Genomic DNA, 19,736 nt, shown 5'->3' with positions numbered 1-19,736 from the left:
TCAGGTCACGTCGCCATATTCGCCTTCGCCCTTGCCGCCGAAACCATGCATGTAAAGTGCCCACTGCAGACCGATGGTCGCCCCTTTCATCGGCTGCAAGAGGAGCAACGACAAAATCACAGTCAAAGGACCCCATATTGCCATATGCGCCCAAAGCGGCAGATTGGTTGTTGCTTCCACACCCATGAAGGCGCCGACAACCACGTGTCCCACGATCAAAATGGTTAGGTAGGCCGGAAGGTCGTCTGCACGCTGTTCCGTGTAATCTTCGCCACAAACGGAACACTGTGCCACCGGTTTCACAAATGACCGGAAAAGCTTTCCTTCGCCACAATGCGGGCAGCGTCCGCGAAAGCCACGCCACAAGGCTTCACCCAAAGGACGTTTCGGGTGGGCAGCCTTGGGGCTTTCGCCACCGAAAACTTGTACATCTTGCGCGGAATTGGCCTCCAGCGTGCTCATCAGCGACCTCTTCTCTTCTGACGCGGAATACCCGCGGGTTTACCCCTTCGCCCACGCATCGTCCGACTTGCCTTATGGTGCGAACGGGTCGACATTGGCAGAGGATGCGGTTCCGAAACCATCTCAAAACGAAGCGCACCCGCGACGGGGAGCGCTTCTACAAGACGAACCGTCACTTTATCGCCCAGCCGGAAGCCTTTACCGCTCCGTTCACCGGCGATCGCATGGTTCGCTTCGTCATATAAATAGTATTCATGACCTAAAGTTGAAATGGGTACCAGCCCATCCGCGCCATATGTCGCAAGGTTAACGAAAAGACCTGCTCGCGTAACGCCTGTAACACGTCCTTCATATTCATCACCAAGATGCGCGGCGAGGAAGTGCGCGATGAGACGGTCCACGGTTTCGCGCTCGGCCAGCATTGCCCGACGCTCGGTCGAGGAGATCAGCGCAGAAATTTCTTCCAGATTCGCTTCCTCATCCGTGGTCAGACCATCGCTACCAAGGTTCAAGGCCTTGATCAGGGCGCGGTGAACGATGAGGTCGGCATAGCGACGAATCGGCGAGGTGAAATGTGCATAACGGTGCAGATGCAGACCGAAATGTCCAATATTATCAGGGCTATATTCCGCCTGGCTCTGTGTGCGCAGCACCACCTGATTGACCAGCTCCTGATGGTCCGAACCTTCAACAGCCTCAAGAATCCGGTTGAATTGCGCTGGCTGAAGTTCAGCGCCTTTGGCGAGGCTCAAATCAAGCGTACGCAGGAATTCACGCAGGGTTTCCTGCTTGGCAAGTGCCGGTGCATCATGAACGCGGAAAATCAATGGCTGGCGGCGAGCTTCCAGCGTTTCGGCGGCGGCGACGTTAGCTTGAATCATGAACTCTTCGATGAGCTTGTGCGCATCGAGCCGTTCCGGAACGATCACCTTGTCAACCTTGCCGTCTGACGTGAGCAGGATTTTCTTTTCCGGCAGGTCTAGTTCTAGTGGTTCGCGAACATCACGTCCCCGTTTCAGTACGGCATAGGCGTTCCAAAGCGGCTTCAATATGCTGTCGAGAATAGGCCCGGTCTTGTCATCCGGCGCACCGTCGATAGCGGCCTGCGCCTGTGAATAAGCAAGCTTCGCCGCTGATTTCATCATGACGCGATGGAATTTGTGCGATTTCTTGCGTCCATCCGCCGAAAAAACCATACGGACGGCGAGGGCAGGGCGATCTTCCAACTCACGAAGCGAGCAGAGATTGTTCGAAATCCGCTCTGGCAACATCGGCACGACGCGATCCGGAAAATAAACCGAGTTACCGCGCTTCTGTGCTTCACGGTCAAGTGCAGAATCAGGGCGTACATAGGCGGCTACATCGGCAATAGCTATGATGACAATCTGGCCGCCCGGATTCTCGGGGTCCTTGTCCGGCTCGGCGTAAACCGCATCATCATGATCCTTGGCATCAGCCGGATCGATGGTCAGAAGCGGAATATCGCGCCAGTCTTCGCGGCCTTCCATCGTCGCAGGCTGGGCGGCTTCCGCTTCGTTAAGTGCCTCAGTCGGAAAAGCATGCGGAATTTCATGCTCGTGAATGGCAATCATTGACAGGGCTTTTTCACTGTCTATAGATCCGACCACCTGTCGAACCTTGCCGCGCGGCAATCCGTGGCGACGCGATGAAATCAGGTCTACTTCGACAAGATCTCCGGCTTCGGCATTTTCCAGTTGGGCTGGATCGAGCTGCACTTCCGGCTGCTTTCGGTTTACCGGGTCCAGTCGCCATTCACCGTTGCCAAGCTTGCGCACAACACCAAGCACTGCGTTCGTGCGATGTTCGAGACGTTTCATCACGCGGGCGGTGTAATCCGGTCCGTCATGATCGTCATTGCGGAATAATTTTGCCAGGATCCGATCACCGACGCCGACCGCCGGGCAGCCTTCAGAGGCTTTGTTGAGTCGAGTGCGGCGGATCAGGACAACAGGCGGCTTGCCATAGCCAGCTTCGTCCCATTCTGCCGGACGAGCGAGCAATCCGCCATCCTCATCGCGCCCAGTAATATCAAGCACAGTGACGGCAGGCAATGCACCGGGACGGGACAGTTTGCGGGCGCGTTTTTCAACCAAGCCCTCGTCCGAAAGCTCGCGCAGAAGATCTTTTAGATAGACCCGCGCATCGCCCTTGATGTTGAATGCTTTCGCCAGTTCACGCTTGCCTGCCCGGTCCGGGTTCTCCTCGATATATTTGAGAACCTCTTCACGGGTCGGCAGGAACGCATTGGGATCGTTCTTAGCGTCGATGGACTTTGCTTGGGCTGCACGCCGCTCGGTCCGCGCGGACCGACCGGTATCGGATTTGGAAAAACGGCGTGCCAATTGCTACTCCTCTACCGCCTCGGCCTTGGATTTCGACTTGACTGTCGACCGGGTTTTTGCTGGTGCTTTCTTGGCGGCAGGCTTCTTTGCAGCGGTTTTCTTTTCAGCGCTGGCCGAAGCTTTGCGAGCAGGGGCTTTTTTACTCTTGGAAGAGCCAGCTTTTTCCGTAATCAGCGCCAATGCTTCTTCCAGCGTGACACTTGCAGGGTCTTTGCCCTTCGGTAGGGTGGCGTTGACCTTGCCCCAGTTGACATAGGGCCCATAGCGACCGTCACGGACGGTGATCGAACCGCCTTCGGGATGATCGCCGAGCGTTGCCAATGCCGCTGGGGTAGACCGCCCACGACCGCCCTTAGATTGCTTGTCCGCGAGCACAGAAACGGCACGGTTGAGACCGACCGAGAAAACTTCCTCGGCGTTTTCCAGATTGGCGAAAGTGCCATCATGACTGACATAAGGACCGTAGCGGCCGATGCCAGCGGAAATCATCTTGCCGGTTTCCGGATGCTGCCCGATATCACGTGGCAGAGACAGAAGCGCAACGGCTTTCTCATGGTCGAGCGCATCGACAGTCCAGCCTTTCGGAAGGCTGGCGCGTTTGGCTTCCTTGCCTTCGCCACGCTGGACATAAGGACCGAAACGACCGGTCCGTGCGGTGATTTCCTCACCAGTGAACGGATCCTTGCCGAGTGACTTCGGTTCGTCGGCAGCCGCAGATTCACCATTGGCATCGCCGCCGAGCTGGCGGGTATATTTGCATTCCGGATAGTTGGAGCAGCCGACGAATGCGCCATATTTTCCAAGTTTCAACGACAGCATGCCTGTGCCGCAGGTCGGACACGAGCGCGGGTCACTGCCGTCCTCGCGTGCCGGGAAAACCAGCGGCGCCAGCTCTTCGTTCAGGGCGTCGAGAACATTGGTGACGCGCAATTCCTTGATGTCATCGACAGAGCCGGAGAAGTCTCGCCAGAAATCGCGCAGCACATCTTTCCAAGAGAGTTTGCCGTCTGAAATGAGGTCGAGCTTCTCCTCAAGATCTGCCGTGAAATCATATTCCACATAACGCTTGAAGAAGCTTTCAAGAAAAGCTGTGACCAGACGGCCCTTGGGTTCGGGAATGAGCTTGCGCTTGTCGATTGTGATATATTCACGGTCACGTAGCGTGGCCAGCGTCGCGGCATAGGTCGAGGGACGGCCGATGCCAAGTTCTTCCATCTTCTTGATGAGTGAAGCTTCCGAATAGCGCGGTGGTGGTTCGGTCGAATGCTGGGTGGCATCGATCTTCTCGCGGGCCAGCGTTTCGCCGTTGCGGATTTCCGGCAGCTTTGCGCTATCCTCGTCGTCGTCCTCTTCCTCGCGATGATCCATATAGGCGGCGAGGAAGCCATCGAACTTCGTTACGGATCCGTTGGCGCGCAGCATTGCCGAGCGCGAGCCGTTGACGGCTTCGATGTCAGCCGTGGTGCGCTCGATATCGGCGGCCTGCATCTGGCTGGCGATGGCGCGCTTCCAGATCAGCTCATAAAGCCGAGCCTGATCCTCATCGAGATAGCGGCGCACGTCTTTGGGATGACGCGAAAACTCGGTCGGGCGAATGGCTTCGTGCGCTTCCTGAGCGTTCTTCGCTTTGCTGGAATAATAGCGCGGCTTTTCCGGCACATATTTCGCGCCGAATGTCTCGCCAATTGCCTGACGCGCGGCAGTGATTGCTTCCGGCGCCATTTGCACGCCGTCGGTACGCATATAAGTGATGAGACCGGCAGTTTCGCCGCCAATGTCCACGCCTTCATAGAGGCGCTGAGCCACCTGCATAGTGCGCGATGCCGAGAAACCGAGCTGGCCGGACGCGGCCTGCTGCAAGGTTGAGGTAGTGAAAGGTGGTCCCGGATTGCGCTTGGTCGGCTTTGCTTCGACCGAAACGGCCTTGAAGATGGCACCTTCCAGCATGGTGCGAATGCCGGTCGCCTGTTCGCCATTCTTGATGTCGAGTTTGCCGAGCTTCTTGCCATCCACTGCGGTCAGGCGGGCGGTAAAACCGTCATTGCGCGGCGTCTTCAGAAGGGCTGCGATATTCCAGTATTCTTCACGAATGAACCGCTCGATTTCCGACTCGCGGTCGGCAACAAGGCGCAGCGCTACCGATTGAACACGACCAGCCGAACGTGCACCTGGCAGTTTGCGCCAGAGAACGGGCGAAAGCGTGAAACCGACGAGATAATCCAGCGCGCGGCGGGCCAGATAGGCATCGACCAGAGGTTCATCGATGTCTCGCGGATTGGCGATAGCATCGAGAACAGCCTTCTTGGTGATGGCGTTGAACGCCACACGCTTGACCGTCTTGCCCTTAAGCGCCTTTTTCTGGTTGAGTACTTCAAGGACATGCCAGGAAATAGCTTCACCTTCGCGATCCGGATCGGTCGCGAGAATGATGCCGTCGCTGTCTTTCAGCGCTTTGACAATATCAGCGAGACGCTTGGAGGAATTGCTATCCACCTCCCACGACATCGCAAAATCTTCATCTGGACGAACCGAACCATCCTTGGCTGGCAGGTCTCGCACATGACCGAACGAGGCCAGAACCTTATAGTTCGAGCCCAGATACTTATTGATGGTTTTAGCCTTGGCAGGCGATTCGACAACGACGACGTTCATTTAAAGCAGCCCAGATTCGCGCCCCATGGAGATAAAATACCTCCTCTCCGCGTGAAATTCGTTGCCTTCACATGAACAGCGGGCAGCGTTTGGTCAAGAGCAGGACGACAAAAATCACGAAATACAACTTAAAGTTGTTGTTAAGTAGAGTGAAACCAATAGTAGCATAAGAAGTGAAGAAATCAGTTTATCTCTCGAGGAGATAGGTATGGACAATACGTCGGGTTTTCCAGACACGGAAGACGGTGAGGAATTGAAAACCGCGACTCGCTTCGAGACGGTAACATATATTGAACAAATGCTTGAACAACTCAGTTTAATGGCAAAGAACACGAATCATACGTTGCTTGTCTATATGATCGAGATGGCTCTCGTCGAAGCTCGAGAGGTGCTCCACAATGAATCCGAGGCATAATTATGGTTATTCTGGAGAAACCAAAGCCACCTGATTCCCAGCATAGCGATGCAGCCTGCCGGCCAAATCTAGTTCCAATAGAACGAGCTGAACAGCTCCAGTATCCATACCTGTATGGCGAACGAGCGTGTCAATATCGGTCGGTACAGGTCCAAGCGCATCAACGACGATTTCCCGTTGTTTCTCTGTCGCGATCGGTTGGAACGATTCTGGTTCGTCCATAAGCGGAGACAACAAATCGGGCTGCATTGGCATGGTTGCCCGATATATGCTTGAACCAGCCAGTGGCTGGAGGGCCTCTATAACGTCGTTCGCTTCTGTCACCAATGTTGCGCCTTGTTTTAGAAGCAGATTCGTACCGCGTGCACGAGGATCAAGCGGAGAGCCGGGAACAGCAAACACGATGCGCCCCATGTCTCCGGCCATGCGCGCACTGATGAGCGAGCCGGAACGCTCGGCGGCTTCCACGACGATCAATCCCAGCGACAAGCCTGCAATGATACGGTTGCGGCGTGGAAAATCACGGGAGCGAGGTTCGGCTCCCATTGGCATTTCACTTATGAGTGCTCCACCTTGTTCCGGTATATCACGGTAAAGGGGCAGATTTTCCAGTGGGTAGGGACGATCGAGTCCCCCAGCCAGTACCGCAACGGTTCCCGTTTTCATGCTTGCGCGGTGCGCAGCGGCATCGATACCGCGAGCCAGTCCGGAAATCACTGCAAACCCGGCTTCGCCGAGGTCGTGTGCCAGACGTTCGGTGAATCGTGCGCCGATCACCGAAGCGTTGCGCGAGCCGACGATGGCAACCGGTGGCTTGCCAAAAGCGGCGGTATTTCCCTTGATTATAACCAGTGGCGGTGGCGATTCGCAGTTTTTAAGCTGCGATGGATAATCCGGCTCGCCCATTCCGACGAGACGGGCACCGGCACGTTGGATGGCTTCAAGTTCGCGCTCCGCGTCGTCCATGGACGTGACGCGGATTGGGCGGGCACTGCCGCCTCTGATGTTGAGATCGGGTAGCATTTCGATCGCACTTGAGGCTGAGCCACAAAACAAGATCAGATCGCGAAACGTAACGGGGCCGATATTGTCCGTTCGGATGAGACGCAGCCAGTTGAGCCGCTGGTGATCAGAGAGGCGAATTCCAGTTTTCGAATTCGCGCTTTCCTTCATCCCTTGGCTCCGATCTTACTTTCAGTGCCATTTAAGAGGCGCGCAATATTGGCTTTATGTTTGATGATAACGATGACCGTCATGATCGCAAAGAGGACCGCCACCGCAGGATAACCACGAGAATAAAGCGCGATGGGGACAACGATGCTGGCGACAAGTGCCGCGAGGGAGGAATAGCGCGTCAGAAGGGCTGTTACGATCCAGACGGCAGCGAAGACCAGTGCACCGGGCCATGCAAGTCCGATCAGGACGCCGAGATAGGTGGCTACGCCTTTGCCGCCCTTAAAACCGATCCATACCGGAAAGAGATGGCCGATAAAAGCACCGAAGCCTGAGCTGATGGCCGCGTCCGGCCCGTAACGTGAAGCAACTAGAACGGCGACCGTGCCTTTGAGCATGTCAAAAATCAACGTCGCTGCAGCGAGCTTCTTGTTGCCGGTGCGTAGCACATTCGTCGCACCGATATTGCCCGATCCAATGGAACGGACATCGCCCAGCCCGGCGAGCCGGGTCAGGATCAAGCCAAATGGAATAGAGCCAAGAAAATAACCGAAGACGAGCGCTCCTATGAGCGTCATGCTAAGAAATCCCGGTTCGGCCATGAACGTCCCCTGTTGTTTCTTGATTCCGCCTACCCGGAATTTTCGAATGATTGTTCCGGGTTATGCGGTGTTTTTCAAGCCGAGTAAACGATTTTGCCTGCCACTAAGGTGTGGACGACGCGACCTTGAAAACGCGCATTTTCGAAGCAACTGTTCTTCGAGAGAGAATGCAGGGCTTCCTCGCGTACGATCCATGGCTCGTCCAGGTCGACAATAGCGAGGTCGGCTTTGGCCCCCGGCTTCAGCGTACCGGCATCAAGACCGAAAATACGCGCCGGAGCGGTCGACAAAACCTCAACCAGCCGCAGTAACGGAATGCTGTCATTGTGATAAAGACGAAGTGCGGCACCCAACAATGTTTCAAGGCCGATGGCACCCGCTTCAGCATCTGCGAAGGGTAGACGCTTGGTGTCAACGTCCTGCGGGTCGTGAGCCGAAACGATAATATCGATGGTGCCATTTTTTACGGCTTCGACGACGGCCAGGCGATCCTGTTCGCTGCGCAGAGGCGGGGACAGACGGAAGAAGGTGCGAAATTCCCCAATATCGTTTTCATTGAGCGACAAATGGTTGATCGACACGCCAGCCGTCACCTTCGCGCCCAGATCCTTTGTACGGCGAACGGCTTCAGCCGACATTTCGCAAGAAAGCTGCGCCGCGTGGTAATTGCTGTTAGTCAACGCCGCCAGACGCAGGTCGCGTTCCAACGGAATCACTTCTGCTTCACGTGGACTGCCAGAGAGACCAAGCCAGCTTGCGAATAAGCCTTCGTTCATCACGCCGTTCGCGCCGAGATAGGGATCGCGGGTTTCACAGGCGATGACCGCGTTGAAATCGCGGGCATAGGTCAGCGCACGCCGCATAAGCTGGGTATTGGCTATTGTCTGGCGACCTTCGGTGAAGGCAACGGCACCGGCATCGCGCAGCAGGCCGATTTCGGTCATTTCTTCGCCATGCAGGCCCTTGGTGATCGCAGCCGCCGGATGCACATTGACGACAGCCGTATCACGTGCAGTCCGCTTGACGAATTCCACCAGAGCTACATCATCGATGACCGGATCGGTATCCGGCATCATGATGATGGAGGTGACACCGCCGGCAGCAGCAGCGCGGCTGGCCGAAGCGATCGTTTCGCGATGCTCTGCGCCTGGCTCGCCGATAAACACGCGCGAATCGACCAGCCCTGGCAGGACGGCTTTTCCGTCCAGATCGATGATTTCCGCACCCTCCGGCGCGCCCTGATTGCGCGCATCTGCCCCGGCTGCAATGATCTTGCCGTCACGGATCAACATGCTGCCGATTTCATCGAGACCACGCGACGGATCGACGATGCGCGCGTTTTCAAACAGGATCGCGCTCATGCTGCTTCTCCGCTGATGGGCCCATTACCGGGGTTGCGGCGCGGATCGAGCAAGGCTTCCATCACGGCCATGCGCACAGCAACGCCCATTTCAACCTGTTGCTGGATCACACTCTGCGGCCCATCGGCAACGTCGGATGCGATCTCGACACCACGGTTCATTGGGCCTGGATGCATGACGAGCGCATCAGGCTTGGCGACTTTGAGTTTTTCCTTATCGAGGCCGTAGAATCGGAAATATTCACGTACCGAAGGCACGAAGGATCCGGCCATACGCTCGCGCTGAAGGCGCAGCATCATGACGACATCGGCGTCTTTCAGACCTTCTTCCATCGAATTGAAAACCTCGACGCTCATATCGGCCATACCGGAAGGCAAGAGCGTGGATGGTGCGACCACACGCACCCGTGCGCCAAGCGCATTGAGAAGGAGGATGTTGGAGCGCGCCACGCGAGAATGAAGCACATCGCCGCAGATGGCGACGATCAGATTTTCGATCTGCCCTTTGGCACGGCGGATGGTGAGCGCGTCGAGAAGTGCTTGTGTGGGGTGTTCGTGCGCGCCGTCACCAGCGTTGACCACCGAACAGCCAACTTTCTGTGCGAGCAAGGCAGCGGCGCCAGCCGAAGCGTGACGGATAACCAATATGTCCGGTTGCATGGCGTTCAGCGTCATCGCGGTATCGATGAGCGTTTCGCCTTTCTTGACCGACGAATTGCCGACCGACATATTCATAACGTCGGCGCCGAGCCGTTTTCCGGCCAGCTCGAACGACGATTGCGTTCGTGTCGATGCTTCGAAGAAGAGATTAATTTGCGTGCGACCGCGCAGGACGGACTTTTTCTTCTCGGGCTGTCTGGAAACAGCGACTTCCTGATCGGCAAGATCAAGAAGGCAAAGAATGTCCAAGGGCGAAAGCCCCTTGATGCCCAGCAGGTGGCGGTGAGGGAAAAGCGGAGGGACCGTTTGATTTGTCATGGCAAGTCACCCGTATAGGACCATGAGGCAGGTCCCGCAACCGTCCTTATAATGGCTTCGACCGATTCACCAAGAAAAACCTGTGCTGTCCTGACGACAAATTGAGTTCGGGATGGCAAAATTTTAGCAAATGCAATGCAAGAAACGTAAATTGAACTGAATCGCACAATACGGAACGAGCTTTTGAAAACGCACGACGTTACCAACCAGACGCCGCCCATGACGGGCAACAATGCCTATCTGGATGATCCGCTTCTGATGCAGATTGCGGCGCCATTCCCGAAGGAGCTGCATGCCGATCTGGAACAGACGGGCCGTTTTGTGTTGTCGGCTGAAGCACAGGATCTCGCTCGTCTCGCCAATACAGAATTGCCGAAATTACGCACACACGATCGGCAGGGCAACCGTATCGACCTTGTCGAATACCATCCGGCCTATCATGCGCTGATGCGCCGTTCCATTGCGACGGGCCTGCATTGTTCGATATGGGAAGGCAATCCACTCGAAAGTGGTCGCCGTCATCAGGCACGCGCATCGCGCTTTTTCCTGACGGCTCAGCTTGAGGCGGGGCATCTTTGCCCACTTACCATGACCAGCGCGTCGCTTGCAGCACTTATGGCATCGCCGGAGACCTATAAGGAATGGTCGCCAGCCATTTTGTCGCGCAAGTATGACTTTTCGCAGAAACCTGCTCTTGCCAAACATGGCATTACACTCGGCATGGGCATGACCGAAAAACAGGGCGGAACCGATGTGCGCGCCAATACGACGCGTGCAACCCGTAACGATAATGGCACCTATGCCATCACCGGCCACAAGTGGTTTATGTCTGCGCCGATGTCGGATGCTTTTCTGACACTCGCGCAGGTGGAAGAAGGACTTTCCTGTTTTCTGCTCCCGCGCCTAACTGCAGAGGGAAGCGGGAACGGGTTCTTTTTCCAGCGCCTGAAAGACAAGCTCGGCAACAAGTCCAATGCTTCGTCGGAAGTTGAATTCGATGGTGCGGTCGGCCATCTGATCGGCAATCCGGGTGAGGGCGTCAAAACGATCATGGATATGGTCACGCTGACACGGCTCGATTGCGCTGTCGCGTCGGCCGGATTGATGCGTTCGGGCCTTGCCGAAGCCGTGCACCATAGCCGTCATCGTCAGGTATTCGACAAGGCTCTTGTCGAGCAGCCGTTGATGCAGCGCGTTCTTGCCGACATGGCGCTTGATGTTGCCGGTGCGACTGCACTTTCCATGCGGCTGGCACGCGCTTTCGATATGGCTGCCAGTGATCGTGCCGAGGCGGCTTTTGCCCGTTGCATGACGCCGGTGGTGAAATACTGGGTTTGCAAGATCGCACCTGCATTACTCTATGAAGCAATGGAGTGCCTCGGCGGCAACGGTTACATCGAAGAAGGCAATCTCGCACGCGCCTATCGCGAAGCGCCGGTCAATGCGATCTGGGAGGGTTCCGGTAATGTCATGGCATTGGATGTGGCGCGGGTGCTGTCCCGTGCGCCTGGTCTTTTCGATGAAGTGCTGGAATGGATCGGCGGACAGCTTGGCCCACGCGGGCAGGGGACACTTGATGTGTTGCGTGCTGCATTACAGCTTACCGAAACTGATCCGGGTGTCGCGCGTCTTCTGACTGAGCAACTGGCCTATGCGGCAGCAGCAGCGGAACTGCGTCAGCTTGGGGCCGACGATGTGGCCGATGCGTTCATCGAGACCCGTCTCGGCGGTCAGTGGCGTTCGACCTATGGCATGCTGGACGCGCGCCACAATGCCGAAAGGATTCTCGACCAGCTCTATCCTGCGTCGTAATCATCAGATGCCGACCGCCTGATGCTATGCAGGCGGTCGAGTGCACCTTGGAGAATAAAGGCTGCTGCGGCCGAATCGATGCGCTCGGCCCGCTTGCCGCGTGAAACATCCATGCCAATCAGTGCCCGTTCGGCAGCGACGGTCGACAAACGCTCATCCCAGAATACGAAGGGTAAATCGGTCAATGGCTGCATGGAGCGCACAAATGCGCGTGTGGCCTGAACGCGGGGGCCGGACGTTCCGTCCATATTCATAGGCAAGCCGATGACGATAACGCCGACCTTGTCGGCGTCGAGCGCTTTCAGAAGCATCTGTGCGTCGATGGAAAACTTCACCCGTTTGATAACGGGGCGCGGATGCGCGAAGGAAAGACCGAGATCAGACACTGCAAGGCCGATAGTCTTGGTTCCCAGATCCAGTCCGGCAATCGTCTGCCCGGACTGAAGCAGCGCTGGAATTTCCTCGATTTCAACGACAGCCATTGGACCTCATAGGATTTTGAAGTGGTTTCATATTGCCTTCAACTTTATCGGCGTCATATCTGTTCGCAAACCGGAAATCGAGCCGGAAACAAAGATTGAGGAGAGACTTGATGAAACTTACCTGGCTTGGCCATGCGGCGTTTCGCATCGAAACCGCAAAGGCCGTTATTCTCATCGATCCGTTTCTGAACGGTAATCCCGGTGCGAAGGGCATCGATTTCAAAGAAGCAACCAAAGGCGTAACCCATATTGCGCTGACCCACGGTCACGGCGACCATGTCGGCGACACAGTAGCAATCGCCAAGGAACACGGCGCGACAGTCATCGCCAATGCTGATCTTGCAAGCTGGCTTGGCAGTCAGGGCGTGGAAAAGCTCGATCCTGGCAATACGGGTGGCACGGTGGCGCATGACGGGTTCACCGTTACCTTCGTTAATGCGCTCCACTCCTCGGCAATGCTGACGGAAAACGGCGTCTCGCAGGCGCTGGGCAATCCGAATGGTCTGGTGTTCCATTTCGAGGATGCGCCAACGCTCTATCACATGGGTGACACGGATATCTTCTCGGACATGGGGCTTATCAACGAGCTTCATCAGCCTGAGATAGGAATTGTTCCCATTGGTGATCGTTTCACAATGGGTGGTGCGGTTGCAGCTCTCGCATGCCAGCGTTATTTCAACTTCAGCACCATACTGCCGTGCCATTATGGCTCGTTCCCGATCATTGATCAGACGGCGGACAAGTTCGTGGCCGGAATGACCGGTCATCGGGAAGCCAAGGTGCTGACCGATCGTGCAGGAACGGTTCACAGCTTCTAATGGCCTGTTGAAGTGCAAGAATTGTTGCGCTTCAACAATCGCGCCGGTATAGCCGTAGCAAAGAACCTTCAGGGTGGCGGTTCGCCGCCCTGATATAGCATTTGCGGAGAACAGGATGTCCGTCGATATTTCTACCGTCAAGCGCGTCGCGCATCTCGCACGTATAGCCGTTAGCGAAGACGATGCCGAGCGTATGACCGGTGAACTCAATGCAATTCTGGGCTTTGTAGAGCAATTGAATGAAGTCAATGTCGACGGCGTCGAGCCGATGACCTCTGTGACGCCGATGAACATGCGTCTGCGCGAAGACAAGGTAACGGATGGCGGTATTGCTGCCGCAGTCGTGGCTAATGCACCGGTTACGGAAGACAATTTCTTCGTCGTACCAAAGGTCGTGGAGTAGGTCATGGCTATTCGGGTTTCAGTCGAGACCCCGTTGCAGGATGATGTGCGCGCGCTGGTCGATGGTCTGAATATACATCTTTTGCCGCTGTCGCCGCTGGAATTCCAGTTCAAGATGACAGTTGAGCAGATGGCGGGGGCCGATACGACGGTCTTTGTTGCGCGCGACGAAGATGGCATGGCTGTTGGCTGTGGTGCATTGAAGATGCACGATGATGGCGTCGGCGAGGTGAAGCGCATGTTCACCCGGCCGGAAGTGCGCGGAAAGCGCATTGGTTCGGCTCTGGTCGATGCGATTGTCGATCTGGCAAAAACCAAAGGCGTGTCCCGTCTTGTACTCGAAACGGGTATGGGCCCCGGCTTCGACGAAGCGTGGCGGCTTTATGAGAATTCAGGTTTTACGTGCTGCGGTGTGGTTCTGGACTATCCGGATTCCGAATACAGCGCCTTTTTTGAAAAGCGTCTCGTTGAGGCGCACTGACAGGATTTGACGATGAGCGAACTGACCGCACTGACCATTGCTGAGGCGCGCGACAAGCTGAAGGCCAAAGCCATCACAGCGACCGAACTCACCGACGCCTATCTTTCCGCTATCGATTCCGCGAATGAAACCATCAACGCTTACGTGAAAGTGACTCACGATCAGGCGCGTTCGATGGCCAAAGCTTCGGATGAGCGTATTGCCAAGGGTGAAGCGGGCGCACTGGAAGGCATTCCGCTCGGCGTGAAGGATCTGTTTGCCACCAAGGGCGTGCATACGCAGGCCTGCTCTCACATTCTCGATGGTTTCAAGCCGGAGTATGAGTCAACCGTCACAGCCAATCTGTGGGCTGATGGTGCGGTTATGCTCGGCAAACTCAACATGGATGAGTTCGCCATGGGCTCGTCCAACGAAACCTCCTATTACGGTTCGGTCAAAAATCCGTGGCGCGCTAATGGCTCCAACGCCGATCTGGTGCCGGGCGGTTCGTCGGGTGGTTCGGCTGCCGCTGTTGCCGCACAGCTTTGCGCCGGCGCAACCGCAACCGATACCGGTGGTTCGATCCGTCAGCCTGCAGCTTTCACCGGCACTGTTGGCATCAAGCCGACCTATGGCCGTGTATCGCGCTGGGGCACGGTTGCCTTCGCTTCGTCACTGGATCAGGCTGGTCCGATTGCGCGCGACGTGCGCGATGCCGCCATTCTGCTGAAGTCCATGGCGTCGCTTGACCTCAAGGACACCACCTCGGTCGATCTGCCGGTGCCGGATTACGAAGCAGCCATCGGCAAGTCGCTGAAGGGCATCAAGATCGGCATTCCACGGGAATACCGGGTCGATGGTATGCCGGGCGAGATTGAAGAATTGTGGCAGAAGGGCATTCAGTATCTGAAGGATGCCGGTGCCGAAATCGTCGATATCTCGCTGCCGCACACGAAGTATGCGCTGCCTGCTTATTACATCGTTGCACCAGCGGAAGCTTCGTCCAACCTCGCGCGTTATGACGGTGTGCGCTATGGCCTGCGCGTGCCTGGCAAGGACATTGCCGACATGTACGAGCAGACCCGCGCAGCCGGGTTCGGCAAGGAAGTGAAGCGCCGCATCGTGATTGGCACCTATGTGCTGTCCGCTGGTTACTATGATGCCTATTACCTGCGTGCCCAGAAGGTGCGTACGTTGATCAAGAAGGACTTCGAGGACGTTTTCGCCAAGGGCGTACACGCGATCCTGACCCCGGCAACGCCGTCGGCTGCTTTTGGTCTGGCCGATGAAGACCTCGCCAATGATCCGGTCAAGATGTACCTCAACGACATCTTCACGGTGACGGTCAACATGGCTGGCCTTCCGGGTATTGCCGTGCCTGCCGGTATCAATGAGAAAGGTCTGCCGCTGGGTCTTCAACTGATCGGACGCCCGTTCGAGGAAGAGACACTGTTCCAGGCGGCGCACGCCATTGAACAGGCTGCCGGACGGTTTACTCCGGCAAAATGGTGGTAAAAACTGATCTTTTTGTTCGCCGGGGTTTCCCCGGCGAATTTGTTTCTATGGCTGCGTTAGCGGTCCGAGCCTGGCGAATTGCGGCTCGCGATATTGAACTAACTGCCGAGAAGCGTGAAGTTCTGGAAGCCAAGTTCCAGCGCGACCTTCACGCGAATACAGATTGTGTCCTGATTGCCGAAAGGGCCGGGATCGTTGCGGGCTGGGGCGCGAGGGTGCCTCAAAGCAATTACATTTCCGATTTATGGGTTGATCCGCTTCGCCAAGGGCAGGGGATTGGTAGACACCTTCTTGATGCGCTGATGGCACAGATTCTACTCGATGGCTTTGACGAAGCGGTGATCGGCACTCACGCGGACAATCTTCCCGCTCTCAACCTCTACAAAAGGGCTGGCTTCCGGACCGATTGGCGCGGCGAAGAATGGTCTGAAAGCTTCGGACGAACAGTCGAAAAAGTGAGGATGTGCACCAAGCTTTGAAAGCCCATGCTGTCGCAACCGTTGCCGAATGTTCCGTCACGCCTATTCTTCTCTAGAGAGGATAATATCAGGAGGAGGGCAAGCGATGTGGATCATGCTGACGGAAGTGAACGGTGAAAAGCTCGCCGTGAATTTCAATCACGTTCTTTCCTATAATGCTTATGGAACCGGCACACGCATTGTGACGCTGAGCACGGATCAGACTTTCTTTGTTAAAGAATCGATCGAGGAGATCGAAGCCAAGCTCGGTATCGATGTAAAAGCTTGAAGTCCCCATTTATCAGGAATTTATGAAGTTCTGTTGAAAAAGAAAACGAACGGCATTGCGTTTGCGAATTGCCGTTCATGCCACCTCAGCATTTCAGGTTTTCTCTACTAACTTCTCAGAATTCGTAGAGAAACCTCTGGAGAGGCGCTCTAGATATCCAGTTCTTCCACGAAAGCCGCCCGATCCTGAATGAAACGGAAACGCGCTTCCGGTTTGGTACCCATCAGTTCATCGACGGTGTTGCGGGTTTCATCGATATAATCTTCGTCCACCTGAACACGCAGCAGAGTGCGTTTCCTCGGGTCCATGGTCGTTTCTTTGAGCTGCTCGGCGCGCATTTCGCCAAGGCCTTTGAAGCGCCCGATTTCCACTTTTCCACGTCCGGTGAACATGGTGCGCAGAAGCTCGTCCTTGTGCGCTTCATCACGCGCATAGGCGACCTTTCCGCCCTGGCTCAAGCGGAAAAGCGGAGGTACTGCCAGATAGAGATGACCGTTGCGGATCAGATCGGGCATTTCTTGATAGAAGAATGTGATGAGCAGCGACGCGATATGCGCACCATCGACATCTGCGTCGGTCATGACGATGACGCGATCATAACGCAGGTCGTCCTCGCGATAATTCTTGCGCGTGCCGGAGCCAAGCGCCTGTACCAGATCGGCAATCTGCTGGTTTGCCGTCAGTTTTTCGCGTCCGGCGCTGGCAACGTTCAAAATCTTACCACGCAACGGCAGAATAGCCTGATTGGCGCGATTCCGTGCCTGTTTGGCTGAGCCGCCTGCCGAGTCACCCTCGACGATGAACAGTTCTGCCCCGGCTGCTGCGTTCTGCGTGCAATCGGCAAGCTTGCCGGGCAGGCGCAGCTTGCGCGTTGCGCTTTTGCGAACCGTTTCTTTCTCTTGACGACGGCGTAAACGCTCGTCCGCGCGGTCAATCACCCACTCCAGAAGGCGCGATGCTTCCTGCGGAGAGGCTGCAAGCCAGTGATCGAATGGATCGCGGATAGCGTTTTCCACGATGCGCTGCGCCTCGACGGTCGCAAGCTTGTCTTTGGTCTGGCCGACAAATTCCGGCTCGCGGATGAAAACCGACAGCATGCCCGCAGCCGATACCATAACGTCATCAGTGGTAATGATCGAAGCGCGCTTGTTGTTGGTCAGTTCTGCATAGGCTTTTAGCCCTCGCGTCAAGGCAATACGCAGGCCTGCTTCATGCGTACCTCCATCCCCGGTCGGAATGGTGTTACAGTAAGAGTGGACGAAACCGTCACCACCGAACCACGAAACCGCCCATTCGACGGCCCCATGTCCGCCTTGTTTTTCGGTCTTGCCCGCAAAAATCTCCCGTGTGACCTGATGTTCCTTGCCAAGCGACGCCTCAAGATAGTCTTTCAGGCCACCGGGGAAGTGGAATACGGCCTTTTCAGGCGTTTCCTTCTTCGGATCGAGCAGGGATGGATCGCAGTTCCAGCGGATTTCAACCCCACCGAACAGATAGGCTTTCGAGCGGGCCATGCGATAGAGGCGATGTGGGTCGAACTGTGCTGTCTTGCCAAAAATATCGGGGTCTGGGTGAAAACGGACGCGGGTGCCGCGACGATTATGCACTTCGCCGAGTTCTTCCAGTCCACCTTGCGGAATGCCACGCGAGAAGCGCTGGCGATAAAGTCGGCGATTGCGTGCGACTTCCACTTCCAGCATATCGGAAAGGGCGTTCACCACCGAAACGCCAACGCCGTGCAGCCCCCCCGACGTTTCATAGGCCTTCCCGTCGAACTTGCCGCCCGCGTGCAGCTTGGTCATGATGACTTCGAGCGTAGACTTTCCGGGTACCTGGGGATGTTCATCCACGGGAATGCCGCGTCCGTTGTCCGAAACAGTAACAAAACCATCGGCATCAAAACTGACTTCGATAAAATTGGCATGCCCCGCGACCGCTTCGTCCATCGAGTTGTCAATGACTTCAGCGAAGAGATGATGCAGCGCCTTTTCGTCCGTACCGCCAATATACATGCCGGGACGCAGGCGTACCGGCTCCAGGCCTTCCAGAACACGGATGGATGATGCGTTATAGTCGTCGCCTGCCGATGAAGCAGGCGGCGCCTTGACCGCGACCGGTTTCGGAACGGAGGGGGACGGCGCTACTACCGGCTGTGCAACAGGTTGTGGCGCTACAGGTTTTTCACCCTGTCGCCCCTGTTCCCGTTCCCGGGCATTGCTGACCACTCTAGAGAAGAGATCGTTGCTATCGTCCATCTGTTCCGAAAAGCTCTCTATCTGAATTTCAGGGGGCGCTGCCGAGCCTGCTCGCCATCGACCGGAAAATATTGTTCGCGAATCACCTAAATGATGCCATGCGCGCCCGCGAAAGGCGACTAAAGTTCGCCTTACGTTCCGCTTTCACACTGCTTTTTCAAAGGGGTTTGTTCAGAACGGAACCGATTTGCACCAGAAAGAAGGCGAAAGTCAAACAAGCAGGACATTTCCGATCAAATTGGATGGAAACGCTGTGGCAGTTCGCATAGAGCGATGACGGGAATGTTCAGAATACCGAGAGTTTGAAATGCAGAGCAGCGCAACAAGCGGCATGGAAGCGCACGTAAAGGGCATGGCGATTATGGTGCTCTCGGTGCTTCTGCTGCCGCTGATGGATGCCATCGGTAAGTGGCTTGCCATGGTGGACAATATGCCTCCGGCAACTGTCACCTTCATGCGGTTCTTCATTCAGTGTTGGTTGATGTTCTTCGTCCTGCTCGTTGTGGGCGGTTTTGCTGCACTGCGAACACAACATCTGGCGGGCAATCTCATTCGTGGTGCGCTAATGGGGTTCGGTGGGCTCTGCTTCTTTACGGCGATAAAATATATGCCGCTGGCGGATGCGATGGCTGTCTTCTTTGCCGAGCCGCTTATTCTGACGCTCTTTTCGGCCATTTTCCTGAAGGAGAAAGTGGGCTGGAGAAGGTTCAGTGCTGTCGGTGTCGGGCTCATTGGTACAATGATCGTGATCCAGCCGAGTTTCGAGATTTTCGGTGCTGTCTCGCTTCTGCCATTGGCAACAGCCGTAACCTTCGCGATCTATCTGATCCTGAACCGCAAATACGGCACCAAGGAGAGTGCGCTTGTAATGCAGTTCTATGCGGGCGTCGGCGGATGGGTGCTTGCCGGGATTGCTATGATTTTCGGAACTGCGGCGGGTCTTGGCGACCTGAGTTTCGGCCTGCCGCGTGGCATCCAGCCGTGGCTGCTCTTGTTGCTTCTAGGAACGATCGGTACGGTTAGCCATCTGATGGTCGTGCAGGCATTCAAGCTTGCACCGGCATCTATGCTCGCACCGTTCCAGTATCTGGAAATCGTTAACGCTGTTCTGGTTGGCCTGATCGTGTTCGGCGATTTCCCGACGCCATCGAAATGGTGCGGTATTGCGATCATTGTTGGATCAGGCTTCTATGTTTTCATGCGCGAGCGTCGCGTGAAAGCTGATGCAGTGGATTAGCGG

The 19,736-nt window shown here is 56.0% G+C and carries 18 protein-coding genes; 9 read left to right on the top strand and 9 right to left on the bottom strand.

Annotation, left to right across the window (positions count from 1 at the left end; all coding sequences use genetic code 11):
- Genes ACYSN1_RS09875 through topA form a run of 3 tightly spaced genes read right to left on the bottom strand, consistent with a single transcriptional unit; the run spans nucleotide 1 to nucleotide 5,477 of the window.
- On the bottom strand, nucleotides 1-462 hold the full coding sequence (locus tag ACYSN1_RS09875; RefSeq protein ID WP_461725507.1) for a DUF983 domain-containing protein: 462 nt from the start codon (nucleotides 460-462) through the stop codon (nucleotides 1-3).
- Nucleotides 462-2,825 carry a ribonuclease R gene (gene rnr / locus ACYSN1_RS09870; RefSeq protein ID WP_461725506.1) on the bottom strand — a complete coding sequence of 788 codons (2,364 nt, stop codon included), beginning with the start codon at nucleotides 2,823-2,825 and terminating at the stop codon, nucleotides 462-464. The genes ACYSN1_RS09875 and rnr overlap by 1 nt, the downstream gene beginning before the upstream one ends.
- Nucleotides 2,826-2,828: 3 nt before the next feature.
- A complete protein-coding gene (gene topA / locus ACYSN1_RS09865; protein ID WP_461725505.1) occupies nucleotides 2,829-5,477 on the bottom strand; it encodes a type I DNA topoisomerase in 2,649 nt (882 codons plus the stop codon).
- Nucleotides 5,478-5,685: 208 nt separating this feature from the next.
- Between topA and ACYSN1_RS09860 the strand changes: the two genes are divergently transcribed.
- Nucleotides 5,686-5,892, top strand: coding sequence for a hypothetical protein (locus ACYSN1_RS09860; protein WP_461725504.1), 207 nt, complete (start codon nucleotides 5,686-5,688; stop codon nucleotides 5,890-5,892).
- 6 nt (nucleotides 5,893-5,898) lie between these two features.
- Here ACYSN1_RS09860 and dprA read toward each other — a convergent pair whose 3' ends face one another.
- The 4 genes from dprA to ACYSN1_RS09840 all read right to left on the bottom strand — a co-directional run bounded on the left by dprA (nucleotide 5,899) and on the right by ACYSN1_RS09840 (nucleotide 10,005).
- Nucleotides 5,899-7,065 carry a DNA-processing protein DprA gene (dprA, locus tag ACYSN1_RS09855; RefSeq protein ID WP_461725503.1) on the bottom strand — a complete coding sequence of 389 codons (1,167 nt, stop codon included), beginning with the start codon at nucleotides 7,063-7,065 and terminating at the stop codon, nucleotides 5,899-5,901.
- Entirely contained in the window at nucleotides 7,062-7,667 is a 606-nt protein-coding gene (plsY, locus tag ACYSN1_RS09850) for a glycerol-3-phosphate 1-O-acyltransferase PlsY (protein ID WP_461725502.1), read from the bottom strand. The genes dprA and plsY overlap by 4 nt, the downstream gene beginning before the upstream one ends.
- A 74-nt stretch (nucleotides 7,668-7,741) precedes the next feature.
- Nucleotides 7,742-9,028 (bottom strand): dihydroorotase, encoded by a 1,287-nt coding sequence (locus ACYSN1_RS09845; RefSeq protein ID WP_461725501.1) that lies wholly within the window; start codon nucleotides 9,026-9,028, stop codon nucleotides 7,742-7,744.
- Nucleotides 9,025-10,005 (bottom strand): aspartate carbamoyltransferase catalytic subunit, encoded by a 981-nt coding sequence (locus ACYSN1_RS09840; protein WP_461725500.1) that lies wholly within the window; start codon nucleotides 10,003-10,005, stop codon nucleotides 9,025-9,027. The genes ACYSN1_RS09845 and ACYSN1_RS09840 overlap by 4 nt, the downstream gene beginning before the upstream one ends.
- Before the next feature lie 183 nt (nucleotides 10,006-10,188).
- On the opposite strand from ACYSN1_RS09840, the gene ACYSN1_RS09835 reads away from it, so the two are divergent.
- Nucleotides 10,189-11,817, top strand: coding sequence for an acyl-CoA dehydrogenase family protein (locus ACYSN1_RS09835; protein ID WP_461725499.1), 1,629 nt, complete (start codon nucleotides 10,189-10,191; stop codon nucleotides 11,815-11,817).
- Here the strand turns inward: ACYSN1_RS09835 and ruvX are convergent.
- The gene (gene ruvX / locus ACYSN1_RS09830; protein WP_461725498.1) at nucleotides 11,802-12,299 is read right to left on the bottom strand and encodes a Holliday junction resolvase RuvX; all 498 of its coding nucleotides are present in this window, start codon (nucleotides 12,297-12,299) and stop codon (nucleotides 11,802-11,804) included. The two genes, ACYSN1_RS09835 and ruvX, sit on opposite strands and share 16 nt — an antisense overlap.
- Nucleotides 12,300-12,409: 110 nt before the next feature.
- Here ruvX and ACYSN1_RS09825 point away from each other — a divergent pair, with 110 nt between their 5' ends.
- The 6 genes from ACYSN1_RS09825 to ACYSN1_RS09800 all read left to right on the top strand — a co-directional run bounded on the left by ACYSN1_RS09825 (nucleotide 12,410) and on the right by ACYSN1_RS09800 (nucleotide 16,241).
- Nucleotides 12,410-13,117, top strand: a complete 708-nt coding sequence (locus tag ACYSN1_RS09825) for a metal-dependent hydrolase (protein WP_461725497.1) — start codon at nucleotides 12,410-12,412, stop codon at nucleotides 13,115-13,117.
- Nucleotides 13,118-13,232: 115 nt separating this feature from the next.
- A complete protein-coding gene (gene gatC / locus ACYSN1_RS09820; protein ID WP_461725496.1) occupies nucleotides 13,233-13,520 on the top strand; it encodes an Asp-tRNA(Asn)/Glu-tRNA(Gln) amidotransferase subunit GatC in 288 nt (95 codons plus the stop codon).
- Between the two features lie 3 nt (nucleotides 13,521-13,523).
- A complete protein-coding gene (locus ACYSN1_RS09815; RefSeq protein ID WP_461725495.1) occupies nucleotides 13,524-14,000 on the top strand; it encodes a GNAT family N-acetyltransferase in 477 nt (158 codons plus the stop codon).
- Between the two features lie 12 nt (nucleotides 14,001-14,012).
- Nucleotides 14,013-15,494 (top strand): Asp-tRNA(Asn)/Glu-tRNA(Gln) amidotransferase subunit GatA, encoded by a 1,482-nt coding sequence (gatA, locus tag ACYSN1_RS09810; RefSeq protein WP_461725494.1) that lies wholly within the window; start codon nucleotides 14,013-14,015, stop codon nucleotides 15,492-15,494.
- A 47-nt stretch (nucleotides 15,495-15,541) separates the two neighbouring features.
- Complete coding sequence (locus tag ACYSN1_RS09805) at nucleotides 15,542-15,973, top strand: GNAT family N-acetyltransferase (protein WP_461725493.1); 432 nt, start codon at nucleotides 15,542-15,544, stop codon at nucleotides 15,971-15,973.
- A gap of 85 nt (nucleotides 15,974-16,058) precedes the next feature.
- Nucleotides 16,059-16,241 carry a flagellar FlbD family protein gene (locus tag ACYSN1_RS09800; protein WP_010658857.1) on the top strand — a complete coding sequence of 61 codons (183 nt, stop codon included), beginning with the start codon at nucleotides 16,059-16,061 and terminating at the stop codon, nucleotides 16,239-16,241.
- 149 nt (nucleotides 16,242-16,390) lie between these two features.
- Here ACYSN1_RS09800 and parE read toward each other — a convergent pair whose 3' ends face one another.
- Nucleotides 16,391-18,496: a DNA topoisomerase IV subunit B gene (parE, locus tag ACYSN1_RS09795; protein WP_461725492.1), complete on the bottom strand. Its 2,106-nt coding sequence runs from the start codon at nucleotides 18,494-18,496 to the stop codon at nucleotides 16,391-16,393.
- A gap of 307 nt (nucleotides 18,497-18,803) precedes the next feature.
- On the opposite strand from parE, the gene ACYSN1_RS09790 reads away from it, so the two are divergent.
- The gene (locus tag ACYSN1_RS09790) at nucleotides 18,804-19,733 is read left to right on the top strand and encodes a DMT family transporter (RefSeq protein ID WP_461725491.1); all 930 of its coding nucleotides are present in this window, start codon (nucleotides 18,804-18,806) and stop codon (nucleotides 19,731-19,733) included.
- Nucleotides 19,734-19,736 lie beyond the last annotated feature (3 nt).

It is taken from the genome of Brucella sp. LJL56 (assembly GCF_054871705.1).
This window is presented reverse-complemented; position numbering and strand designations above follow the sequence as displayed.